Here is a 22,103-nt window from a genome sequence, read left to right on the forward strand (position 1 = left end):
GAGCCGGTCCTCGGCACAGAGGCGGGGCTCCGGTGGTCCGCGGGTCTGGTGGTCGGCGGGTCTGTCAGACCCGGTCGAGGATCATGTCCATCTCGTCGATGAACGCCTGGTCGGGATTGGGCTGGGGGTCATCGCCGTTCTGGCGGGCGTACGCGGCGCCTGCGGCGTTCTCCGCCGCGACCTCGACGGCGTTGCGGTCGCCTGCCTGCTCGAAGGCCCGCTGCAGCGCGGTCTGGCCGAGCGTCATCATCTGGACCACGGCACGGTTGGCCTGCTGCCGCACGCCGGCCTCCTGGGCGGCATCGGCGTTGGCCCGCTGGCGGTCGATGAGCTCCGTAGCCAGGATCAGCAGGTTGACGCCCCACACGATGCCCACCATGGCTCCGGCAGCGCCGACTCCGGTGACGCCGGTGGCCGCCAGGATCAGGCCGCCGATGATCGCGGTGCCGCCCAGGAGCACGGTACGAGTGAACTGGGTGCCGGTCGGATGGGCGAGGCAGCGGTCGCGGCATTCCGCACCGAGTTTGGCGTCCTTGTTGGCGAACAGCGCCACGGTCATGTCCTGGAGCTTGCGGTCGTTTTCACTGGTCCCGAAGTCCGCGCCGGCTATCTGAGGCGGTGGGACAGGCCCGCCTTGGCCGCGTCCTCGCCCACCTCGTGGACCACGACGTCGAGACCCGCCCGGGCGCAGACCTCCGCGATGCCCGCGCCCATCAGGCCGCAGCCGACGACACCCACCGCACGGATCGGGGGCGTTGTGCTCATCGGAAGGCCGCCTGCCCCGTCAGCGCCTGGCCGATCATCAGGGTGTGCATCTCCACGGTGCCCTCGTAGGTCAGGATCGACTCGAGGTTGTTGGCGTGCCGGATGACCGGGTACTCCAGGGAGATGCCGTTCGCGCCCAGGACGGTGCGGGCCGTACGGCAGATCTCCAGCGCTGCGCGGGTGTTGTTGAGCTTGCCGAAGCTGACCTGCTCGGGCCTGAGCCCCCGGTCGTCCTTGGCGCGGCCGAGGTGGAAGGCGAGCAGTGTGCCCTTGGCCAGTTCGAGGGCCATGTCGGTCAGCTTGGCCTGCGTCAGCTGGAAGGAGCTGATCGGGCGGCCGAACTGGGCCCGGTCGCCCGCGTATGCCAGCGCCGTCCGGAAGGCCGAGCGCGCGGCGCCCATCGCACCCCAGGCGATGCCGTACCTCGCCTCGTTGAGGCAGGACAGCGGGCCCTTGAGTCCCCGCACCTCCGGCAGGACGGCCGCACCGGGAAGTCGTACGGAGTCGAGGACGAGCTCACTCGTCACCGACGCCCTCAGCGACATCTTGTGCTTGATCGCGGGAGCCGAGAAGCCGGGGGTGTCCGTGGGCACCACAAAGCCGCGGACCCCGTCCTCGGTACGTGCCCAGACCACCGCCACGTCGGCGACCGAGCCGTTGGTGATCCACATCTTGCGACCGTCCAGGACCCAGTCGTCACCGTCGCGGCGGGCGGCGGTCCGCATGCTGCCCGGATCGGAACCCGAGTCCGGCTCGGTGAGTCCGAAGCAGCCGATGGCGGTGCCCGCCGCGAGGCGGGGCAGCCACTCCTCCTTCTGCTCCTCGGACCCGAACGCGTGGATCGCGCACATGGCCAGCGAGCCCTGGACGGAGACCAGGGAACGCAACCCCGAGTCGGTCGCCTCCAGTTCGAGACAGGCAAGGCCGTAGTCCACGGCGCTCATGCCCGCGCATCCGTAACCCTCCAAGTGCATGCCCAGCAGGCCGAGTTCGCCGAGTTCCTTGGTGAGCCCGCGGATGTCCTCCATCGCCCCCACCTCGAACCACTCGGCGATGTGCGGTTCGACGCGCCGGTCGCAGAAGGTGCGGACGGCATCGCGTACGGCCCGCTCGTCCGGGGTCAGCAGGCTGTCGAGTTCCACGAGATCGAGGGGGTCGGCGGGGCGCGCGGCGTGCTGAGCGTGCATCAAAGTCTCCAGAGGTCGGAAGGGGAGGGGAAGGGGGCCGCCGGCTGGGGGAGTGGCCGACGGCCCCGGTTCCACAGTGGCCGTCGGGTTGTTTACGACGTTGCCGTCGGGCTGATGATGAAGTTGCTGAAGCCGCCGTTGCGTTGAGCGATGCCACTGATGGCCTCGTTGACCTGCTCCAGCGGGTACGCGTGGTGCTCCAGGGCACTGAGGTCGATCACGCCGGCCTCCACCAGGTCGGCCATCGCCTGGCCTTCTCCGGAGGTGAACCAGGCGGATCCGATCAGTCGCAGCTGCTGGTCCATCATCCGGTGGATGTCGACGGGCAGGTCACCGGCCATGGCGCCGATGTTCACCGCGATGCCGCCGCGCGCCATCGCCCGCATCCCGGCCAGGAACGTCTCGTGCGGCGCACCCGGGCCGAGCGCGTCGATGTAGACGTCGGCGCCATAGCCGTCGGTCTCCTCACGTATCCACTCCTCGAGTGGACCGCCGTTCAGGGAGTGCAGGTGCAGGCGGCCGGCCGCCAACTTGCCGACTTGGTCGAGCAGTTGCTGGTCGCGTCCGGTGCCGTAGACGTGTGTCAGGCCGAAGGCGGGGGCGAGCAGCGCCGCGCCGATGCCCAGGGTGCCGCTGATGCCGTTGATCAGGACCGTCTTGCCCGGCCCGGCGCCGGCCTTGCGGAGGGCGGAGTACATGGTGCCGAGGTAGCCGAAGCGGGCGGCGGCCTCGAAGGACAGGTTGTCCGGCAGCTTCACCAGCGCGTACGCCGGCGCCACCATGTGCTCGGCGAGGCCGCCCTGGTACCGGTCCAGCAGGTCGATCGCAGTCGACGAAAAGCCGAAATATCCGGCGAAGGCGTAACTGGCGCAGTTGATCGAGTCGTTGTTGCGGCATGAGCGGCAAGCCCCGCAGCTCCGGCCCGGGTTGACGTACACCCGGTCGCCGACCTCCCATCCCTGGACACCCTCGCCGACCGCCTCGACCACGCCCGCCGGGTCAAGGCCGAAGATCGCCGGAAGGGTCGGCAGGGGGCTGTGCGGGAACCAAGTGGTCCACATGTTCAGGATGTTGGCGAGGTTCGGAACGATGTTGACGGCGTGCACGGCCACGCGGACGTCACCGGGGCCCGGCTCGGGAACGGGAAGTTCCTCGATCTTCATGGGCTCGCCGACGTGGTGCATCCGGGCGGCTCGCATGGTCGCACTCATGGCGTCTCCTCGGGTATGGGTGCGGGAGACGGCGCCAACTGTGGTGTCGTCTCTGGGGACTTGTGGGAGGTGTGGGAGTTGTGGGGAGTGGGTCAGTAATCGAGCAGTGTCGTCAGCCGCTGCCGCTGGAGCTTCCCGGTCGCTCCTCGCGGCAGCGCCGGCACGACGCGCAGTCGCCGCGGCCACTTGTGCCGGGCCAGGCGGCCGTCGAGGTGGGCGCGTATGTCGTCCAGGGACGGTTCACCGCTGTCGGCGACCAGGAAGGCGGTCACGATCTCGCCCCAGATCGGATCCGGCGTCCCGGACACCGCGACCTCGACGACGCCCGGCAGGTCGATCAGTGCGTTCTCGACCTCGGCGGGGTCGACGTTCTCGCCGCCGGTGATGATGGTGTCCTTGACCCGGCCGACGACTTCGATCCGGCCCTCGGCGTCGGTCCGGCCCCTGTCCCCGGTGTGGAACCAGCCGTCGGCGTCGGTGGCGGGCCGCGGCCCGGAGGCGGTCCAGTACGACGACGCGACCGACGGTCCGCGCACCCAGATCTCGCCGACCGCGCCGTCCGGGGCGGGCGATCCCGCCTCGTCCACGACCAGGAGCTCGACGTGCGGCACGGGACGTCCGGCCACGGTGGCCGGTTCCGCGTTCGCGTCGGGTGCGGAGTACGTCACGCCGGCGCTGGTCTCCGTAAGGCCGTAGGAATCGGCCACTCCGACGCCGCGCTCGTTCAGCTGTGCCCTGATCGCCGTCTGGGCCGGTGCCCCGCCGGAGAGGATCCACCGCAAGGTGTCCAGGTCGCCGCTTGTGAAGCGAGGATGGCGGGCCAGCAGGGCGGCCATGGCGGGTACGGCGAAGGCGCAGGTGACGCGGTGGTCGCGTACGAGGTCGATGAACAGGTCCGGGTCGAACTTCGGGGCCAGCACCACTGTCCCGCGACGCGCCCAGGTGTACTGAGGCAGCCCGCCCAGAACGGCGACGTGGGCCAGCGGCGTTGAGACGAGGGCGGTGTCGTCCTCGCCCACGGGGAGCCGCGACAGTCCGTTGACCATGCTCCAGTACAGGTTGGTGTGCGTCAGCGCTACGCCCTTGGGGCGTCCGGAGGTTCCAGAGGTGAACGCGATGACCGCGGCGTCGGAGCCGGCCGGCGGCTTCGGCCCTTCCGAGGCGGGCGCGGACGGCTCGTCGCCGGGGTGCAGGTCCTCCCACGTCAGGCGGAAGCTCGTACCACCGCCACCGCCACCGCCACCGGCAGGGCGGGCGCTCAGGAACCGCTCGTCGCCGATGACCGTACGCGGCACCGTCTCCTCGCAGACGACGGCCAACTCGCCGCCGGCCACCTGAGGATGGACGGGTACGAGGACGGCCCCCACGAGCCGTTCGGACCGGCCGCCACGGTCATGGCGTACCGCGACACGGCCCACGTGACGGACCTGGTGGCGCGCGGCCGGGGCAGCCTTGCGGCCTCCGTCGTCAGCGACGACCTCGGTTGGACGACTGCCTTCGTCCAGGACGCCGCTCCCTGGCACGGACGGCTGCACCTGATGGACTCGGCGAACATGGCGCAAACCACCGGACACGGCTCACCGCTGTCCGCCCTGAGGCACGGTGGCCCCGGCCGGGCCGGCGGCGGCTCGGAGATGGCGGGCACGCGGGGCGTCCTGGACCTGATGCAGCGCACGGCACTCCAGGCCTCGCCACGCCTGCTCGACGCCCTTCGGCCCACCGACTCCGCGTGAACGTCCCTACGGCTTGATGCCCACCCCTGTCCACAGGCTGACCTCGGCATCCGTGGGCTCCGGCGCGGGCCCCTCGGAGCTGCCGTCTCCGGCCTCCGGGCGCCAGCGGTGGCCGAGGGCGATGCCGGGGGAGAGGAGGTCGAGGCCGTCGAAGAAGCGTGAGACGTCCGCCTTGGAGCGGAACTGCACGGGGGTTCCGGCGGTGGTGTAGATCTTCGTGACGTTCTCCCACGTGGTGGGGTCGAAGTCCGGGGTGCAGTGGGTCAGGGCGAGGGCGCTGCCCGAGGGGAGGGCGCTCATGAGGCGGTCGACGATCCCGTACGGGTCCTGGGGATCGGGAACGAAGTGCATCAGGGCGTTGAGGGACAGCGCCACGGGCTCGGTCAGGTCCAGGACGTCCGCCAACTCGGGTGCGTTCAGGAGCGTTTCAGGCTCGTTGACGTCCGCCTCGATATAGGTCGTACGGCCCTCGGGGGCGCTGTGCATCAGAGTCTCGGCGTACTTGAGGACGAGCGGGTCATTGTCGGCGTACACGACCCTGGCCTGCGGGACGACGGCCTGGGCCACCTGGTGCAGATTGGGCTCGGTCGGAATGCCGGTGCCTATGTCGAGCCACTGCCGGATGCCGTGCTCCCGGGCGAGGACACGGGTGGCGCGGTGCATGAAGGCGCGGTTCTCCCGGGCGCACACGAAGATGCCGGGGTACGCCGCCGCGACCCTCTCGGCAGCCTCCTTGTCGACGTCGAAGTGGTCCTTGCCGCCGAGGTAGTAGTCGTACATGCGGGCCGAGTGCGGCCTGCTGGTGTCGATGTGCCGCGCGGTGTGGGGGGAGGTCATCGTGTCCCTTCAGAGGTGTGCTTCGGCATGCCGGCCAGGTGGCAGCAGGCAAGGTGGGGGTCCTGAAGCCGGTCTGGTTCAGCTCTTGGTCAGGTGATCGGCGAGCCCGTTCTTGATCCCCGCGACGAACGCGCTGAACTCCTCCGGTGTGTAGATCAGCGCGGGACCGGCCGGATCCTTCGACTGCCGAAAGGCCACCCGGCCGTCGGCGAGCCGCTTCGTCTCCACGCACTGCCCGCCGCTGGTGCCGCTCCATGGGCACTCCCAGCCCTGCTCACCGAGTTCAGTCGCGGGCATGCCGTTGTAGGTACCGCTGCCGGTGCTGCTCATGTGTACTCCTTACGCATGCGGTTCAGGAGAGCCTTGCTCTCGGTGGTCGACGTCAGCAGGGACATCCGGTTGTGTGCCTCGAGGTGGGCGACCACGTCGGAGCGCTGATCGAGATAGACGGAGCCGGAGAGGAGCTCGGTGTAGACGATGTCCGGCAGCTCCGGCTCTTCGAAACGGAAGTAGGTGAAGGGGGCGAACGCGCCGGTGTGCGCGCCCGCGCTGAACGGCACGATGTCGAGACTGACATGGTCCAGCTCGGCCGCCGCCAGCAGCCCGTCGATCTGCTCGCGCATCACTTCCGGCCCGCCGACGACCCGGTGCAGTACGGCCTCTTCCATCACCACCCACAGGGTCGGCGCCGCCGGCTTGGTCAGCAGGCTCTGACGGCGCAGGCGCAGGTCGACTCTTCGCTCGAGTTCCTCGTCGCTGTCGTTGGGGAAGCCGGCGCGCAGGACGGCCCGGGCGTACGCGTGGGTCTGCAGGAGGCCCGTGACGTAGTGGGGCTCGTACGTACGCAGCGTCCTGGCGCCGCTCTCCAGGCTGACGTAGGCGGTGAACCAGCCGGGCAGCACATCGCGGTAGCGGTGCCACCAGCCAGGGCGATTGGCCTGTTCGGCCAGCTCGATGAACTCGTCGATCTCCTGCCGGCCGACCCCGTACGTCTGCAACAGCAGCTCCACATACAGGATCTTGAGGCTGACCTCGGCCTTCTCCAGCCGCCGGATCGTCAAGGGCTTCACACGCAGGGCCTTGGCCGCCTCGTCCAGGGTCACCCCGGCGCTCAGCCGCAGGTCCTGCAGCCGCTTGCCGAGAATCATGCGGAGAACGGTGGGAGCGCCGGTGCCGGCACCCGGACGGGCTTCGCTCACGGCCTTACCTCCTGAATGAGTGTCACCGGCATAGCTGATTAGGTGTCACCTGCATGAGTCTGACAGCGACTTGGTGATGACGCCAGGCAGATACCGGCTGCCTGAAATTATCAGGCAGGAGGTTGCAGGTTGAACGGACCGGCAAGCATAGTGTCAACATGACCGATCTCACCGACCGCGATGGCAGTCCTCGCCAAGTCCCGGACACACTCCGGGACTTGGTGCGCATTGCGGCCGGATCGGGCACTAGCTGCCGCACCGGCAGGCCTCCGCGCCGCCCCGGTGAGGCTCCCCCCTCAGCTCATCGCACTACCCGTCCCCCGACGGAAGGCGACCACTGTGCCCTCCCTTACGTCCCCTCCCTCCCCCCAGCTCCTGGTCGGCACCGCCCCGGCCAGAGTCCACTGGCTCGAGCTCAAGGCGTGCCCGGCCGGCGTCGGTGAAGCCCGTCGCGCGATGGGTGAGCGGCTGCGCACCTGGCGGCTGCCCGAGCAGGTACGCCAGGACGCGCTCCTGATCCTGTCCGAGCTGGTCACCAACGCGATACGCCACACCCCCAGTACCCGGGTCCTCTGCTGCGCCGGCCTCGCCGCGGACGGGCTGCTCCACCTCGAAGTGCACGACGAGGACCTCACGGTGCGGAACCTGCCCCCACGCGACCCGAGCCCGGAAGATGAATGCGGGCGTGGCCTGTTACTCGTGGAGCACTTCGCGCACGCGTGGGGCGCCGAGCGCTCCGCTCTCACCGGGGGGCACGCGGTGTGGGCGGCCTTCGCCTCGGATCGCGGGTGACGCCGTACCGGGAGTGCCCGGAGTGCCGGGGGTGAAGCGGGGGGACTGACCGGAGCAGGAACCGCATCTCCATGGATGGGCGTTTTACGGTGTCCTGATGCGACTTGTTCCTAGATGGGCCGTGCTCTCATCGGGGTGCGCGCCCGTCCTGCTGGCCGGAGGCTGGGCGATCGCGGCAGTGCTGGAGGGGCCCGCCTACGACCCCGTCAGTCAGACGATCAGTGTCCTGGCCGCGTACGGGGCTGCGGGATTCTGGGTGATGACCGGAGGACTGCTCGCTCTGGGCGCCTGCCACCTGCTGACCGCCCTGGGGCTGCGCCCGGCCGCACTCGCCGGACGGGTGGCGCTGGCCGGCGGGGGAGCGGCGACACTGGGCGTGGCACTGGTTCCGGCACCGAGCAGTGGGGGGTCCCTGCGGCACGGTTTCATTGCCGGGGCCGGATTCGCTCTACTGGCGGTGTGGCCGGTCCTGGCCGCCGATCGCAGAAGGGACACGCCTTGGGGACTTCGGCCCGCGCCCTCCCTCGCGGCGACCGCTCTGATGACGGTCGGCGCGGCATGGTTCCTGCTCGAACTGCACCGTCACGGTGCCCCGGGCGTCGCCGAACGCGTCGTGACCTGCATCCAGTCCCTCTGGCCTTTCGTGGTCGTCGCTTCCTGCGTCCGCCATGCCGACGACGACCGGCCTGTGGTGTGAGGGGCGAACGCCGGGTGGAGTGGTGTCACTTCCAAGTGGCCAGATATTCGCCGATCTTCTCCCGCATGAATACGGAGGACTCCTTCGCCTTCTCCTCCCAGGCGAACACACAGGCGGTGAGGGTGCCGTCGAAGCCGCCTGCGTTGAGTTCGCCGAAGTCGACCTCGCCCATGTTCAGGTGCTGGTGAATGCGGGCCGGGGTGCCGGGCGGGTTGAGGATGTAGCGGTTGCCGGAGGACGCGGTGTGGTCGAAGGCGTCGGCGAGGTGCACGTGGGTGAGCAGGTCGCCCGCGTACTCGATGATGCCGGGGGCGTCGTTGCCGATGTGGAAGGTGTGCGGGGCGCAGTAGAGGAAGCTGACGTTCGGGTGGTTGATGCCGCGGATGAAGTTGATCGCGTCGTGGCCGTCCTCGATGAAGTCGTCCGGATGCGGCTCCAGAGCGAGGTGGATGCCCTCGCGTTCGAAGACCGGCAGCAGTTCGTCCATCGACTACCAGAACTGCGCCTCGCTGCGGTCCGGGTCATCCGGGCGGCCGTTGAACTCGGAGATCATGCTGGTCACGCCGAGGTCCGCGGTGATCTGGGTGGCCCGCTTCCAGTGCCGTACGGCGGCCTGCCGCGCGTCCTCGTCCGGACCCGACCAGCGGAACAGCGGGAGCACGGAGGAGATGCCGACGCCTGCGGACTCCAGGGCCTTGCGGAACCTCGCGACCGTGCCGTCGTCGACGCGCGGGTGGCGGAAGAACGGGATGAAGTCCTCCCGCGGCGACGGCTCGATCCACTCGTAGCCCAACTCGGCCACCACAGCGGGCAGTTCGTGCAGCGGGGTGCTGCGGATCATGTACGGGTCGTGGGCGATCTTCATGGGGCGCGCTCCTCGATTAAAGCGCTTTAAGTTCTGGTACTATCGGCGGAGTCACAGACGGATGCCAAGGGTGTTGCCCCAAAACCACGGGAGGTCGTGTGGGCCGGCTCGGCTCCGGCGCCTCCGGGGGCGGCAACGGCGCGACTCCGCGTCCCCGCCTGGAGGACGTCGCCGCGCGCGTCGGCCTGTCCACGGCGTCGGTGTCGCTGGTCCTGCGGGGCGTGCCAGGGCCCAGTGAGCGCACCCGGCAGCGCGTCCTGAAGGCCGCCGCCGAACTCGGCTACCGCCCCGACCGCACGGCCAGTGCCCTGGCCAGCAGGCGCAGCCGGCTGCTCGGCGTCATGGTCGACATCCACAGCCCCTTCCATGCCGAGCTGGTCGAGCACCTGCATACGGCCGCCGAGGAGGTCGGCTACGACCTGGTCCTGAGCACCCAGACCCGTACCCGCGACGAGAACACAGCCGTCGAGACGCTGCTGGCCTTCCGCTGTGAGGCGCTGCTCCTCCTCGGCCCGGTGGCCCCCGCCTCCGTCCTCGCCGACCTCGACCGCAGGGCGCCCGTCATCTCCGTGGGGCGCCGGATCTCCGGCGCCGAACTCGACGTCGTCCGCACCGCCGACGACGACGGAGTCGGCCAGATCGTCGACCACCTGGTGGGCCTCGGTCACCGCACGATCGCGTACGTCGACGGCGGCAAGGGTGTCATCGCCACCGACCGGCGCCGCGGCTACCGGAGTGCCATGCGCCGCCATGGTCTCGACGAACAGATCAGCGTCCTGCACGGGGGCATCACGGAGGAGGCCGGCGAGAAGGCCGGCCGGCACTTCCTCGACGACGGCAACCTGCCGACCGCCGTCGTGGCCTACAACGACCAGAGTGCCATCGGCCTGCTCACCGCCTTCCGGCGGGCCGGGATCGACGTCCCCGGGACCGTGTCCGTCGCCGGCTACGACGACGACACCCTGTCCCGGCTGGCCGCCTTCGACCTGACGACCGTCAGCCAGAACGCCGAGGAACAGGCCCGTCAGGCCGTGACGGCCGCCGTCGAGCGCCTCGACCAGGGTCGCACGGCTCCCCGCGAGATCGTCCTCGCTCCTTCCCTGGTTGTGCGGGGAACCACGGCTCAGCCGCGCTGATCCCGCATCACTGGCCGTTGCCGTTCGGGCCGCAAACATATGGCTGATGCACCCTTTCATGTGTGGATAGCGGCCGAGCGCGCATTTGTTGAGCAGACTCTTGACACCTTTCGGAAACGCAAGCATGCTCTGCGCACCAGCATTGCTTAAAGCGATTTAAGAGATCGCCAGAATCTTTACCCACCACTCAATCCGGCGTTGCTGTGACCGATGCCGGGACATCCCCGCGACGAGCCGTCCCGACGGAAAACCCGGTGCCGCCAACGCTCCCGCACCGGGACCGCCATCGCCCGACCCCGCCCGGCACCAGCCGCCGGGCCGCCGTGAACGCGCAGGCCCGGCTCGATTCGCGCGTACGCACCGTCGCACAAACCCCGAGACATTCCCGGCCCGCTCACGCCCTCGCCGGGAATCACACGAAGGAGTACCCCGCACATGGAACGCACGCAGACCCGGCGGCCGTCCGGCCGTCGTCTCTCCAGAAGCGGCCGGGTCGTGGTGAGCCTGTTCACCGCGGCGGCGACCGCGTTGACCGGGTGCGCCAGCGGCAAGGCCTCGGGCGGCGACGGGGATCAGTCGACGGCGCCGGCCGGGGGCGGATCGACGTCCGGCAAGAGCAACGGCAAGAACTCCATCTACGTCATCGGCGGCAAGGCCGACGACCCGTTCTGGTCCGCGATCAAGCGTGGTGGCGAGGACGCGGGCAAGCTGGTGAAGGGAGGCGGCGGCAAGGTGACGTTCCTCGGCCCTCATGGCCGGCGGGGAGGCCATGGCCCACCTGGAGGCCGAGCTCGCACAACTGCAGGCCGACGCCTGACCGACTGAGACACGGTCCAAGGCCGTGCCTCGTTCTCTGACGCCTTGTTCTCCGGCGTCGCCGCGGCTTCCTCACGGAGGACCCTCGTCGTCCTGCGGAAAGCCGTACCGTCCCTGAAGCCGGACGAAGCGGGCCGCGGTCAGAATCCGCCGCTGCTCCAGCCCCGACGCGGTGCGCACGAAGCACACGACCCGCTCATGTCCGCCCCGCCCGATCGGCTGCACCAGGCGACCGGACGGCCGGACCTGCGCGATCAGCGGTGCGGGTACCTCCGGGAACGCAGCCGACACGACGACCGCGTCGTACGGAGCGCGGTCCGGCACGCCACCGCTGCCGTCACCGACCCGCAGCTCCACGTTCCGCACCCGCTGCCGCGCGAGATTGCCGCGGGCCTGACGGGCGAGGTCCGGCCGCATTTCGATGCTGACCACGTCGGCGGCCAGCCGGGCGAGCAGCGCCGTCTGGAAACCGAGACCGGTACCGATCTCAAGGACATGCTCGCTCCCGTCCAGGCCAAGGCCCTCGATCATCATGGCGGACAGCGACGGCTGAGTCGTGACCTGCCCTTCCCCGATCGCAACGGGTTCGTCGCGGTAGGCGGCGGCCACGTCACCGGCCGGAACGAATTCCGCCCGGGGCGTCGTCCGTACGGCCTCGAGCAGCCGCTCGTCCCTGATTCCGGCGGCTGCGAGGGCCCGCACGAGATCTTCGGGCGCACGGGGTACGGAGTTCATGGGCGGCTCACCACACCTAAGCCTAGGAAGCTCGTGGCAGCCGGGCGACCGGGTGAGGGTTGCCGGACCGGTTCTGACTCCGGTCCGGCAGCTCAGCGGGCAGACGGTGTCCTACGGATGGATCAGAGCGCGCCCTGGGTCCAGGGTCCGGTGATCGCGAACGTGATGCCGGGCGTCTGGATATTGACGAACAGCCAGTTGCCGTTCTTCGGTTCGAACACGGATCCGGCCCACTCGGATCCCCTGTGGTCGGCGGCCGGGACGTTCTTGCCCGCGGTGCCGCCGCGCAGGTCGACGTTGTTGACGGCGAACCGGAAGATCTCGCCGTCCGTGGTCAGTCCATGGACGTACTCGGTGCCGCTGCCGTCCTCGCAGAGCACCAGGCCTCCGCGGGGGCTGACGCACATGTTGTCCGGGGCGTTGAGCACGTCGGCGCCGGGGGAGGCGAAGAGCACCCGGAACTCGTCGGTGGCCGGGTCGAGTTCGAAGACCTGCCCCTGGCGGGCCGGGCCGCCGTCGGTCGTGATCACGTAGATGCGGTCGTTGCCGTACCAGGCGCCCTCGAGGCGGCTGAAGACGGCGGCGCCGTTCGCCTGCGCCTGGAGCCGCACCGTGTCCGCTGCCGGGTCGACGTCGTCCACGGGCACCCAGGAGACGGTGCCGTACGTTTTCTCCCCGTCGAGGCGGGTGTCGTACGACGTGTCGCCTATGCGCATGGCCTCCAGCCGGCCGCCCTTGGACAGGTCGCCCGGTACCGCCGGAACGAACCGGTACAGGGAGGCGTCGCCGCGGTCCTCGGTCTCGTAGACGTAGCCGGTCGCCGGGTCGATGGCGATGGCCTCGTGGTTGAACCGGCCCATGGCCTTGTACGGCTCGGGGTTGCCCTTGCCCTCCGAGGCCACCTCGAAGATGTAGCCGTGGCGCTTGTCGGCGACCGTGGAGAAGGTTTCCTCGCAGGTGAGCCAGGTGTTCCAGGGGGTGGGGCCACCGGCGCAGTTGCGTATGGTGCCGCCGAGGCTGCCGTAGGACTCCAGCCACTGGCCGGCGTTTGTGTCGAAGACCAGGGTGGTGGTGCCGCCGCCGGCCTCGGGGTTGTAGGCCGGGGCGGTGAAGGCGGGTCCGGCGCCGCGCTCGTGGTTGCGGACGATGTGGAGCTTGTCGTCGTACCGGAAGGCCGCCATGCCGTCATGGGAGCCCGGGGTGCGCACCCCGTCGTCCATGAGGTCGTTGGTCCAGCCGTAGGAGATGTACTCGAACCCGCGCGGCAGCTGCAGCAGTTCCAGGCCGGTCGCCTGGTCCTTGACCGGGCGCAGTGGGCCGTACCCGGCGTCGAATTCCAGCTTGACCGGCGCGGCTGTCGCCGTCCGCGCCGCGAGGGCCTGGAAGGGTACGGACGCGGCCGCGGCCACGGCCACGGCCGCCCCACGCAGGAGCGTGCGTCGTTCAGGACCGGAACTGGTGGGTCTTCCGGCGGACTTGGCTGACATGGGGGTCCTCTCGATGCGACGAATCGATGCGACGAACGAGGGGGCGGCGCGAGTCACCCTAGGTGCAGAGGCTTGGTCCTTTGCCTAACGGAAAGTGAGCGTTGGGAGAAGATCTTTCGCGACGGGCATACGACGCATCGGCCCACGTCTCCTCCCGCCGGTGGGAGGGCGCGGGCACATGGTGGTGCGGGCTTTCAGAGGCGCGAGCTTTTGGGGCACGGGCTTGTTCGGGGCGCGGGGAGTCGCAGGCTTTTGGTCTTTCAGGGGTGCGGGGCTGTGTCGGTTTGCGGCTCCGCCGCGGGGCGCGACCAGCCACGACGGGCGCGCAGTCGAAACACGCACCCCAACCCCCACGAAGCCGACCCGCGCAACCGCCGGAGGCACTCATTCGAACTCCTCGATGTACTCCTCCGGGGGTCCCAGCTCAGGCCGGTCCCGCAACTCCAGGGCTCCGCCGAGCCGTTCCAGTTCGAGGACCGTCACGGTGTTCTCGCCGGCGCGCAGCAGCGGTGCCGGGCAGTAGAGGGTGACCTGCGGGCCGATCTCCCAGTAGCGGCCGAGCAGGAAGCCGTTGATCCAGACGAGGCCGCGGTTCGATCCGGGCAGTGCGAGGAAGGTGTCCGCGGGTGTGCCGACGTCGAACGTCGCGATGGCGAAGCCGGCGTGTGTGGTCGCGGGACCAGCGGAGACCGCGTTGGCCAGCTCCGTGGCGGACCATTCCTGGAGCGCGACCGGCGTGCTGTCCCAGCCCTGGACGATGCGCCGGTCGACGAGGACGGGGCCGAGCAGGCCCTTGTGCCCGCCGATGCCCGGGCCGTAGTTCACCCGGTCGAGGTTCTCGACCAGGACCTCCAGGCGTACGGCGTCTCCGGTTCCGTGGATGGGGAGTTCCGGCTCAGCGGGGTCGGCCACGCCGAGGAGGGTGCCGTCGGCGAAGACCAGCGCCCGGTCGCGTACATCGGTGAGGACCAGCCGGTGCTCGCCCGCCGGGATGCGCGGGTGCGCGGTGTGCAGGACCATCCCCGCGTCCAGCCCGAGCCGCTCGAACGAGGCGGGGCGCGGAGCCCTCAAGGTCGGGATCGGGGCCGGCACGGCGCGGAGGCCGGCGAGGAGGTCGGCGCGGTGGGCGAGTGGGACGCGGGTGGGCGGGAGCGTCGGCATCCGCTCGGGGGAGCGGAGGGGGCCACGGGCGCCGAGAGCCTCGCGTACGGCGAAGAACTTGGCGGTGAGGCTGCCGTCCTCGGCGATCGGGGCGTCGGAGTCGTAGCTGGTCACGATGGGCTGGAGACGGCGCTCGTGCTCGTTGGCGCCTGCCCAGAGGCCGAAGTTGGTGCCGCCGTGGGCCATGTAGATGCTCACGCTGCCGCCGTCGGCGATGATGCCGCGGAGTGTACGGACCGCGCTGTCCACCCCACGGACGTGGTGCCGCTTGCCCCAGTGGTCGAACCAGCCGTTCCAGAACTCGGCCACCACGAACGGTTCGTCCGGTCGCCGCGTGGCGAGGAGCTGCCGGGCGGCGTCGGGCTGGGAGCCCAGGGTGATGGCAGCCAGGGTCCCGGGCAGGGTTCCGCCGTCCAGCATGAGCTCGGTGGGGCCGTCGGCGGTGAACAGCAGCTCCCGGATGCCCCGTTGGCTCAGCGCCTGGCGGTTCCAGCGCAGATACGCATGGTCGTCGCCGAAGCTGCCGAACTCGTTCTCCACCTGCACCGCTACGACCGGCCCGCCTTCTCCGGTCTGGAGCGCGGCGATGCGCGGGACCAGCTCGTCGAACCAGCGGCCGACGGCGGAGGTGAACGCCGGATCCGAGCTGCGGATGGCGACGTCCCGGCCGGTGAGCCAGCTCGGCAGGCCGCCGTTGGACCACTCAGCGCAGATGTACGGACCGGGCCGGACGATGACGTCGAGCCCCTCCTCGCCAACCATGCGGATGAACCGCTCGACATCCCGCCAGCCGTCGAAGCGTGGCGCCTCGTTCTCACGAGGCTGATGGAAATTCCACGGTACGCGGGTGCTGATCCTGACGACCTTCGAAGCCGACGCGTACGTTTTCCAGGCGCTGCGTGCCGCGGCCAGCGGCTTCCTCGGCAAAGGCGTGGAGCTCGCCGACCTCCTCGACGCCATCCGCCTCGTCGCCCGGGCGAGGCACTGCTGTCACCGAAGGCGACCAAGGCACTCATCGCCCGCTACCTCGCCGCACCGGACCCCAAGGGCCCTCCGGTGCCGGAACTGACGAGCCTGACCGAACGCGAGGGCGAAGTGCTCGTCCTCGTGGCCGCCGGTCTCTCCAACGACGCCATCGCCGAACGTCTCCACGTCTCGCCCTGGACCGCCAAGACCCACGTGAACCGCATCATGGCCAAACTCGGCGCCCGGGACCGCGCCCAACTCGTCGTGATCGCCTATCAGACCGGCTTCGCCCAGGGGCGAGGTCCAGCACTCTGACCAAGACCGTGCCCTATGTGGCGAGGCGGCATCCGGCCACAGAGCCTCCGCCAAAACCTGTTGGCGGACCACGGCGACCGTTGCTAATCTCCCGAAGGCCGTGCGAGAGAACGAGGAGGTGGTACCCGTGAACGCAGTATCGACATGGGTGCTCCCCTCCGGGGTCACGGTCGGGCGATAGGTCGTCCGGGAGCGCCGCTCTGAGCCCTCCCGAAAGGCACGACCGTGCAATTCACTTCTGAACAGCTCCTCGACGACGGCGTACTCGAGCGCGAATTCACCCTCGGCGAGATCCCCGGCACCCTGTGGACGCCTGGATCCGCACCGGCCCCGCTGGTCCTGATGGCCCACAACAACGGCCTGCCCAAGGCGGAACCCCGGCTGGTGGCCCGGGCCCGGTACACCGCGGCGCGCGGCTACGCGGTGGCCACCATCGACGCCGCCGGGTGCGGTGACCGTCCCCGTTCCGCCGCCGACGAGCAGGCCCGTACCGACCTCCGGCGGGCGATGCAGGCCGGCGATCCGGTCGACGAGATCTTCGAGTCCTTCATCGGCCCGCTGGTCGAAAACGCGGTCCCGGAATGGCAGACCACTCTGGACGCCCTCCTCGAGCTGCCCGAGATCGGTGGCCCGGTCGGGTACTCCGGGGGGTGGACCGCCCTCGGCATTCGGCTGGCGGTGATCGAGCCGCGCATCGCGGCCGCAGGCTTCTTCGCCGGGGGGTATGTGCCCAGCGCCCAGCGCGAGGAGGCCCGGCAGGTCACCGTTCCGCTGCTGTTCCTGCTGCAGTGGGACGACGAAGGGAACCCCCGGCAACGAGCCCTGGACCTGTTCGACGCCTTCGGCAGCAAGGAGAAGACGCTGCACGCCAATCTGGGAGGGCACACCGGCACCCCGTGGTTCGAGCTGGAGGACGGGTGCCGGTTCTTGGACCGACACCTGAAGTGAGGCCGGGCCGTCTGGCGGACAGCAGACTGTAGAGGGCAATGTCGGCCAGGATGCCGTCACCGAGGACAGGTCCCAGCCCTCCTCGATGGCGGTGGCCGACAGATGCACAACCGCCCCGATCGCGGCGGCACCGGCCATCGGCGGTACCGGCCGGTCGGGGCGGCGCTCGCCACCAGGGCCGCCATCAGCTGGGATCATGCCGTGAGCACTCGACCCGTACCTTGCGGATCGCCGGGCAGGCGACCGACTCGACCACCAGCGCCCGGGCCGGGCCGGGGCTGGCGGCCGGCAGCCGGCAGCCCCCGGATCAGTAGCCGTAGATCATCTTGTAGGCGACCTCGGGGAGGAACTGTCCGGCCGAGGAGCCGGTTCCGGCGCCGCAGTTGCCGTCGGACTCACCCGGGACCTTGATCCACAGGAGCATCTCGGCGCCTCCGCCCAGCTGGGTGGGGGTCCCGATACGACGGCCTGAGGGGTTGCACCACTGGCCATTGGAGCCGTTGCCGTTGCGGCTGGTGTCCACGACGAACGGCTTGGTGTAGCCGTACCGGGCGTTGAGTTCACTGTTGACCGCGTTGCCGTATGCGGTGTTCTCGGCCGTGGTCAGGTAATTGGAGACGTTGAGCGAGAAGCCGTGGGCCTGTCGGAGGCCGGCTTCGTGGAGGCGCCGGGCCATGGTCGCCGCACCCGCCCAGGCCGGGTTGCCGGCGTCGAGATAGACCCAGGTGTTGGGAGCCTGGCGATTGAACTCGGCGAGCGCGCCGATGAGCATGTCCTCGCGTTCGTCGATCTGGGCCTGGGTCATGCAGCCGTAGTCCCCGAGGGAGTCGGGTTCGAGGACGACGACGGCCGGGCGGCCCGCGATCCCGCCCGCGAACTGGGCGATCCAGTTCTTGTAGGCGGACGGCGAGGAGGCTCCGCCCGCGGAGTGCCCGCCGCAGTAGTCGCGGTTGTAGATGTTGTAGGCGACAAGGATGGGCAGCTTGTCCCGGGCGTCCGCGGCGCCCACGTAAGCGCCGGTGGCGGTGCCGATGGTGCCGCTCCAGGAGCCGAACCAGCGGGCCGTCGGGGTGTTGGCGATGGAGGCGCTGATCGCGGGCTCCCGGCCGTCACCGGCGTTGGTGGCGGCCCACCGCTTCGCGCTGGAGTCGGGGTCCACGTAGAACCCGTTGGTCATGGACGGCGGGTCGGCCGCGTGGGCGGACGGTGCGGCGGCGAGCGCCAGCGGCAGCGAGGAGAGCGCTGTCACCAGGGCGAGCAGTCTGCGGCGCATGACAGTACCTCGGTTTTCTGACAGGGATGCCTCGGATGGCGACCGTGGGGAGCGCTCCCATCGGATGCGCTCCCCACGGCACGGTCGGTCAGCAGGTCGAGTTGGTCTGGGTGAGGAGGCCGAGCCGCCACGGGAGGAGGTTGTAGTCGCCGCCCGCGTTGGGGTTCATGCCCTGGTAGAGGTACTGGAGCCGGCAGGCGGGAATGGTGAGCGTCTGGTCGTAGCCTGCACGGATCATCTCGCCGTGGCTGATGTCTCTGGTCCAGGCCCCGGCCGGGAAGGAGACGTTGTTCGCCCGGGCGAACGGGTTGCTCTCGGACGCGGCCAGGGGTGACCACGAGCCGGCGAGGCTGTTCGCGGTCCAGGAGCGGAAGTAGCGCCGGCCGTCCGATCCGATGGCTTCGACGAGCAGCAGGTACTGGTTACTGCCCTGCACCTTGTACACGTTGCTCGCTTCGAACAGGGCGTACTTGTTGGAGTCCTGGGCCGCGATGACGGTGTTGGTGAAGCCGTTCGGGAACTGGCCGACGGTCGTCTGCGAGCGGTACAGGTGGCCGTTGTCGTCGGAGGAGAACAGGTAGCAGTTGGCGCTGTCGCAGATGACCCACATGTCGACCCAGTGGCCGTTGCCGATGTTCTGCCGGATGATGTCCGGCATCGACGAGTAGAAGTTGCGCGGAGCGCTCCACCCGTTGGGGTTGCTGATGTCGGGGTTGGTGGAGTACGAGGCGTTGCCGGTCTGGTAGACGAGGTACCAGAGGCGTTGCGGCGCGTTGTAGAAGACCTGCGGTGCGGCCCGGTAACCGGACCCGATGGCGGTGCGGTCCAGGTAGTGGTGTGTGGCCGAGCCGGCCTGGGACCAGTCGTTGAAGTTCAGGTAGACCAGGTTGTAGCCGGACGAGCTCGCGGTGCTGGCGAACACGTGGTACTTGCCGTTGTACCGGACGACCGTCGGATCCTTGATGCCGGCGATGTTGTGGGTTGCGTCCGGCTTCGGCGAGATCAGGGGGCCGCTGGAGCTCCACGAGTAACTGCCGGGCAGGGCGGCGGCGTCGTCGGCGCTGCGCCTGGTGGCGGGCGTGCCGCCCAGCGTCGTGAGGGTCGCGTTGTACGCCGGCTTCTTGTTGCCGTTGCGGTCGAACAGCAGCGGGTTCTCCGAGGCCCGCCAGGAGTCGCTGTCGCGGATGCCCCAGACCGTGATGCCGGTGCAGCGCGCGATGTTCATGCAGGCCCTGACCGTGTTCGCGTACGCGGTCGGCGGCGCCTGCGCGATGTCCAGTTCGGTGATCTGGACGTCCACGCCGAGGGCGGCGAAGTTCGACAGGGTGGTCTGGAAACTGGCGGGCGGGCCGCCGGCGCCGAAGTGGGCCTGGAGGCCGACGCAGTCGATGGGCACGCCGCGTGCCTTGAAGTCGCGGACCATGCGGTAGACGCCCTGCGTCTTCGCGGCGTTCCAGTCCTCGATGTTGTAGTCGTTGTAGCAGAGCTTGGCCGCCGGGTCGGCGGTCCGGGCGGTGCGGAACGCCTGCTCCAGGAAGCCGCTGCCCAGCACGTCCCGGAAGACCGAGCTGCGGAGCTGGCCGCTATTGCCGTCGGCGAAGGCCTCGTTGACCACGTCCCAGGAGTGGATCCGGCCCTTGTAGCGGTTCATCACGGTGGTGATGTGGTTGTTCATCACGCCGCGCAGGGTGTTCGCGTCCCTGATGGAGTTGACCCAGCCGGGCAGTTGGGAGTGCCACACCAGAGTGTGGCCACGTAAACGCTGCCTCTGGGACGTCGCGCGGTTGACGATCTGGTCGGCGGGGCCGAAGTTGAACGAGCCGCGGGACGGTTCGGTCGCGTCCCACTTCATCTCGTTCTCGGGCGTGACCGAGTTGAACTCGCGGCCCAGGATGCCGGTGTACGTACCGTCGCCGAGCCGGCCTGCGGCCACGGCGGTTCCGAAGTAGCGTCCGGACTGGGCCGCCTGGGCGCCCAGGGTGCTGGCCTTGGGCGCGTCGGGTGCGCCGTTCGCGGTACCGGGCGTCACCAGGGCCATGACGGCTGCCAGGCCTAAGACCGAGGCTCTGCGTAGGCCGAACCGTTTCAACGGGTTCATGGTTCTCCTCGTACGGTCGGGTGCGGGTGGATGGTGCAGAGGGATCGGATCGTTCACGGCACGGACAGCTCGAACCGCGTGACGCGGACCGAGCCGCCGAGTGCCTGGGTGGCATGGTTGAAGAGGGCGAATCGGTAACCCATGAAGAACCGCCAGTCGTTGCCCAGGGAGAAGGCGGGCCCGAGGCGGGTGAAGTGGGTGCCGTCGGTGCTGTAGGAGAAGGTGCCGAGTCGTCCAGTGCCGGGGCGGATGTCGGCGTTCGCCCGGAGCCAGAGGCGACCGCTCGGCGCGCTCGCGCCGGCCCGCACCACGCCGGTGCCGGTGGTGTTCCAGTTGCCGTCCATGGTCAGCCCGTCGACCATGACCACCCGTGTCACGCCGCCGTCGCGCTTGAGCCCGATCCATGCGGAGGAGTCCCGCAGCAGCGCGAGTCCGGCCCGGTCGCCGTCCCGCATCGCGGTGTGATCGAGCTGGACTGTGGCGGTGGAGGCGGGGCCCTGGATGCGGTGCGTGAGGGTGTTGCGGGCCCAGTACAGGTCGTTGGTGACGGTCGCGGTCCGCAGGGTCAGGCCGTTGTTCACCGACCACCTGGTGTGGTCCGGGTTGTGGTTCCACTCCCACCGCGGTTTGAGGGCCGTGCCGTCGAAGGTGTCGACGCCGGTCATGGGGGTGACCGGGCGGGGCGGAGGGGGCACGGCCGGGCTGGGATACGAGGTGCCCCATGCGCCGTCGACGAGTTGCACGACCGGCCAGCCGTCCGCGGTCCAGACGACCGGTGCCAGGGCTGGCACCCGGCCACCGGGGTAGGCGTCCACGAAGGCCAGGTAGTACCAGGCGCCGCTCTGCGTCTGCACCAGCCCGCCCTGGTGCGGGACACCACCGCCGGGGATCGGCCCGCGCAGGTCGAGAAGGACCTGCCGCATCGTGTACGGACCGAAGGGGCCGCTCGACGACTTCAGGATGTACTGGCCGTTGGCGGGGCGGGTCAGGAAGATGTAGTACTGCCCGTTGATCCTGTAGAAGCGCGAGCCCTCCAGGGTGCCCACACTCGACGGTGTCGTGAACACCTGCTGCGCGCGGACCTGGCTGCGGCCGTCGGGCGAGAGCTGGGCCACGCTGATGGTGGTGTTCCCGTACGCCACGTACAGGGTGTCGTCACTGTCCACGAGCAGCCCAGCGTCGTAGTACGGCGTGCTGATCGTCGTCAGCCTGCTCCACGGCCCCTCGGCGGCGGTGGCGGTGTAGACGTATGACCGGGCGAAGTCGATCTGGCCGAGCCAGTAGAACGTCCCGTTGCTGGGACGGTAGGCAAGTGACGACGCCCAGACCCCTCTGACATAGCCGCGGGCACCGTTCAGGTCGTACTTGGCGCCGAAGTCGAGCATGGGCACCGAGTGACCGGCGATCTCCCAGTTCACCAGGTCGTACGAACGCAGCACGGGCGCGCCCGGCGAGTAGTGCATCGTCGAGGCCGAGGCGTAGAACGTGCCGCCGACGCGGATGACATCGATATCCGCGAAGTCCTGCCAGATCACCGGGTTCATGTACTCCGCCGCGGGCGCGAGGGCCGACCCTTGGGCGGAGGCGGTGCCGGGGGCCGCTGTCGGAGGAAGCAGGGCACCGGCGGCCAGGCCGGTGGCGGCCGTCAGCGCGCGGCGACGGGACAGGACATGATGAGTCCATGACATCTGCACGGGTGGCGTTCTCCTTCTGTGGTCCAGCCGTTGGTGGTTGGAGTTGCCCGGAGGTGCCTGCTGGTTCGCGCGGAGCGGCTGCTCCGTATACGAGATGCCGAACATGAACCGGCTTGTCGCGCATCCTGGATGCTAAGGGGCTGGTGAATCCCGTCAATACCTCTCGCATGAATCGTTGGTTACTTCGA

20 protein-coding genes and 2 pseudogenes are annotated in these 22,103 nt (G+C 69.6%); 7 read left to right on the top strand and 15 right to left on the bottom strand.

All coding sequences use genetic code 11. The features are described 5' to 3' along the window. Window positions 1-64 precede the first annotated feature (64 nt). The 5 genes from ABD357_RS10835 to ABD357_RS10855 form a co-directional block, all read right to left on the bottom strand. Window positions 65-559, bottom strand: coding sequence for a hypothetical protein (locus tag ABD357_RS10835; protein WP_344389320.1), 495 nt, complete (start codon window positions 557-559; stop codon window positions 65-67). A gap of 47 nt (window positions 560-606) precedes the next feature. Next, window positions 607-765, bottom strand: coding sequence for a 3-hydroxyacyl-CoA dehydrogenase NAD-binding domain-containing protein (locus tag ABD357_RS10840; protein WP_425584798.1), 159 nt, complete (start codon window positions 763-765; stop codon window positions 607-609). Then, window positions 762-1,952, bottom strand: coding sequence for an acyl-CoA dehydrogenase family protein (locus ABD357_RS10845; RefSeq protein WP_344389321.1), 1,191 nt, complete (start codon window positions 1,950-1,952; stop codon window positions 762-764). The genes ABD357_RS10840 and ABD357_RS10845 overlap by 4 nt, the downstream gene beginning before the upstream one ends. A gap of 92 nt (window positions 1,953-2,044) precedes the next feature. Beyond that, window positions 2,045-3,163: an alcohol dehydrogenase catalytic domain-containing protein gene (locus ABD357_RS10850; RefSeq protein WP_344389323.1), complete on the bottom strand. Its 1,119-nt coding sequence runs from the start codon at window positions 3,161-3,163 to the stop codon at window positions 2,045-2,047. A gap of 92 nt (window positions 3,164-3,255) precedes the next feature. Next, entirely contained in the window at window positions 3,256-4,581 is a 1,326-nt protein-coding gene (locus ABD357_RS10855) for a class I adenylate-forming enzyme family protein (protein ID WP_344389324.1), read from the bottom strand. Here ABD357_RS10855 and ABD357_RS10860 point away from each other — a divergent pair, their 5' ends adjacent. Further along, window positions 4,582-4,896 (top strand): hypothetical protein, encoded by a 315-nt coding sequence (locus ABD357_RS10860; protein WP_344389325.1) that lies wholly within the window; start codon window positions 4,582-4,584, stop codon window positions 4,894-4,896. Between the two features lie 6 nt (window positions 4,897-4,902). Here ABD357_RS10860 and ABD357_RS10865 read toward each other — a convergent pair whose 3' ends face one another. From ABD357_RS10865 to ABD357_RS10875, 3 genes are all read right to left on the bottom strand, one after another. Then, entirely contained in the window at window positions 4,903-5,733 is an 831-nt protein-coding gene (locus tag ABD357_RS10865; protein ID WP_344389326.1) for an SAM-dependent methyltransferase, read from the bottom strand. A gap of 78 nt (window positions 5,734-5,811) precedes the next feature. Continuing rightward, the gene (locus ABD357_RS10870) at window positions 5,812-6,063 is read right to left on the bottom strand and encodes a DUF397 domain-containing protein (RefSeq protein WP_344389328.1); all 252 of its coding nucleotides are present in this window, start codon (window positions 6,061-6,063) and stop codon (window positions 5,812-5,814) included. Further along, window positions 6,060-6,932: a helix-turn-helix domain-containing protein gene (locus ABD357_RS10875; RefSeq protein ID WP_344389330.1), complete on the bottom strand. Its 873-nt coding sequence runs from the start codon at window positions 6,930-6,932 to the stop codon at window positions 6,060-6,062. Before ABD357_RS10875 ends, ABD357_RS10870 begins: the two co-directional genes overlap by 4 nt. Window positions 6,933-7,271: 339 nt before the next feature. On the opposite strand from ABD357_RS10875, the gene ABD357_RS10880 reads away from it, so the two are divergent. Together ABD357_RS10880 and ABD357_RS10885 are read left to right on the top strand one after the other, a co-directional pair. Continuing rightward, window positions 7,272-7,724, top strand: coding sequence for an ATP-binding protein (locus tag ABD357_RS10880; protein WP_344389332.1), 453 nt, complete (start codon window positions 7,272-7,274; stop codon window positions 7,722-7,724). Between the two features lie 97 nt (window positions 7,725-7,821). Beyond that, on the top strand, window positions 7,822-8,421 hold the full coding sequence (locus ABD357_RS10885) for a DUF998 domain-containing protein (protein WP_344389334.1): 600 nt from the start codon (window positions 7,822-7,824) through the stop codon (window positions 8,419-8,421). 25 nt (window positions 8,422-8,446) lie between these two features. On the opposite strand, the pseudogene ABD357_RS10890 reads toward ABD357_RS10885, so the two are convergent. Beyond that, window positions 8,447-9,286: pseudogene (locus ABD357_RS10890) on the bottom strand (sugar phosphate isomerase/epimerase family protein). Between the two features lie 98 nt (window positions 9,287-9,384). On the opposite strand from ABD357_RS10890, the gene ABD357_RS10895 reads away from it, so the two are divergent. Then, window positions 9,385-10,422, top strand: a complete 1,038-nt coding sequence (locus ABD357_RS10895) for a LacI family DNA-binding transcriptional regulator (RefSeq protein ID WP_344389336.1) — start codon at window positions 9,385-9,387, stop codon at window positions 10,420-10,422. Between the two features lie 435 nt (window positions 10,423-10,857). Then, window positions 10,858-11,247, top strand: a complete 390-nt coding sequence (locus tag ABD357_RS10900) for a hypothetical protein (RefSeq protein WP_344389338.1) — start codon at window positions 10,858-10,860, stop codon at window positions 11,245-11,247. 63 nt (window positions 11,248-11,310) lie between these two features. Here the strand turns inward: ABD357_RS10900 and ABD357_RS10905 are convergent, their stop codons facing one another. The 3 genes from ABD357_RS10905 to ABD357_RS10915 form a co-directional block, all read right to left on the bottom strand. After that, window positions 11,311-11,973, bottom strand: coding sequence for a protein-L-isoaspartate(D-aspartate) O-methyltransferase (locus ABD357_RS10905; protein WP_344389340.1), 663 nt, complete (start codon window positions 11,971-11,973; stop codon window positions 11,311-11,313). Window positions 11,974-12,095: 122 nt separating this feature from the next. Then, window positions 12,096-13,460 carry an alkaline phosphatase PhoX gene (locus ABD357_RS10910; RefSeq protein WP_344389342.1) on the bottom strand — a complete coding sequence of 455 codons (1,365 nt, stop codon included), beginning with the start codon at window positions 13,458-13,460 and terminating at the stop codon, window positions 12,096-12,098. A gap of 384 nt (window positions 13,461-13,844) precedes the next feature. After that, a complete protein-coding gene (locus ABD357_RS10915) occupies window positions 13,845-15,548 on the bottom strand; it encodes a beta-galactosidase (protein WP_344389343.1) in 1,704 nt (567 codons plus the stop codon). On the opposite strand from ABD357_RS10915, the pseudogene ABD357_RS10920 reads away from it, so the two are divergent. Then, a pseudogene (locus ABD357_RS10920) lies at window positions 15,466-15,902 on the top strand (LuxR C-terminal-related transcriptional regulator); the annotation flags it as partial. The gene ABD357_RS10915 and the pseudogene ABD357_RS10920 overlap by 83 nt on opposite strands. Window positions 15,903-16,127: 225 nt before the next feature. After that, the gene (locus tag ABD357_RS10925) at window positions 16,128-16,850 is read left to right on the top strand and encodes a dienelactone hydrolase family protein (protein ID WP_344389344.1); all 723 of its coding nucleotides are present in this window, start codon (window positions 16,128-16,130) and stop codon (window positions 16,848-16,850) included. 307 nt (window positions 16,851-17,157) lie between these two features. Here the strand turns inward: ABD357_RS10925 and ABD357_RS10930 are convergent, their stop codons facing one another. The 3 genes from ABD357_RS10930 to ABD357_RS10940 form a co-directional block, all read right to left on the bottom strand. Next, window positions 17,158-18,123, bottom strand: a complete 966-nt coding sequence (locus ABD357_RS10930) for a glycoside hydrolase family 6 protein (protein ID WP_344389345.1) — start codon at window positions 18,121-18,123, stop codon at window positions 17,158-17,160. 88 nt (window positions 18,124-18,211) lie between these two features. Continuing rightward, complete coding sequence (locus ABD357_RS10935; RefSeq protein WP_344389347.1) at window positions 18,212-20,221, bottom strand: glycoside hydrolase; 2,010 nt, start codon at window positions 20,219-20,221, stop codon at window positions 18,212-18,214. 53 nt (window positions 20,222-20,274) lie between these two features. Next, on the bottom strand, window positions 20,275-21,909 hold the full coding sequence (locus ABD357_RS10940) for a glycoside hydrolase family 43 protein (RefSeq protein ID WP_344389442.1): 1,635 nt from the start codon (window positions 21,907-21,909) through the stop codon (window positions 20,275-20,277). Window positions 21,910-22,103: the final 194 nt, after the last annotated feature.

Origin of the sequence: Streptomyces vastus (genome assembly GCF_039532825.1) — a bacterium.
Lineage (GTDB): Bacteria > Actinomycetota > Actinomycetes > Streptomycetales > Streptomycetaceae > Streptomyces > Streptomyces vastus.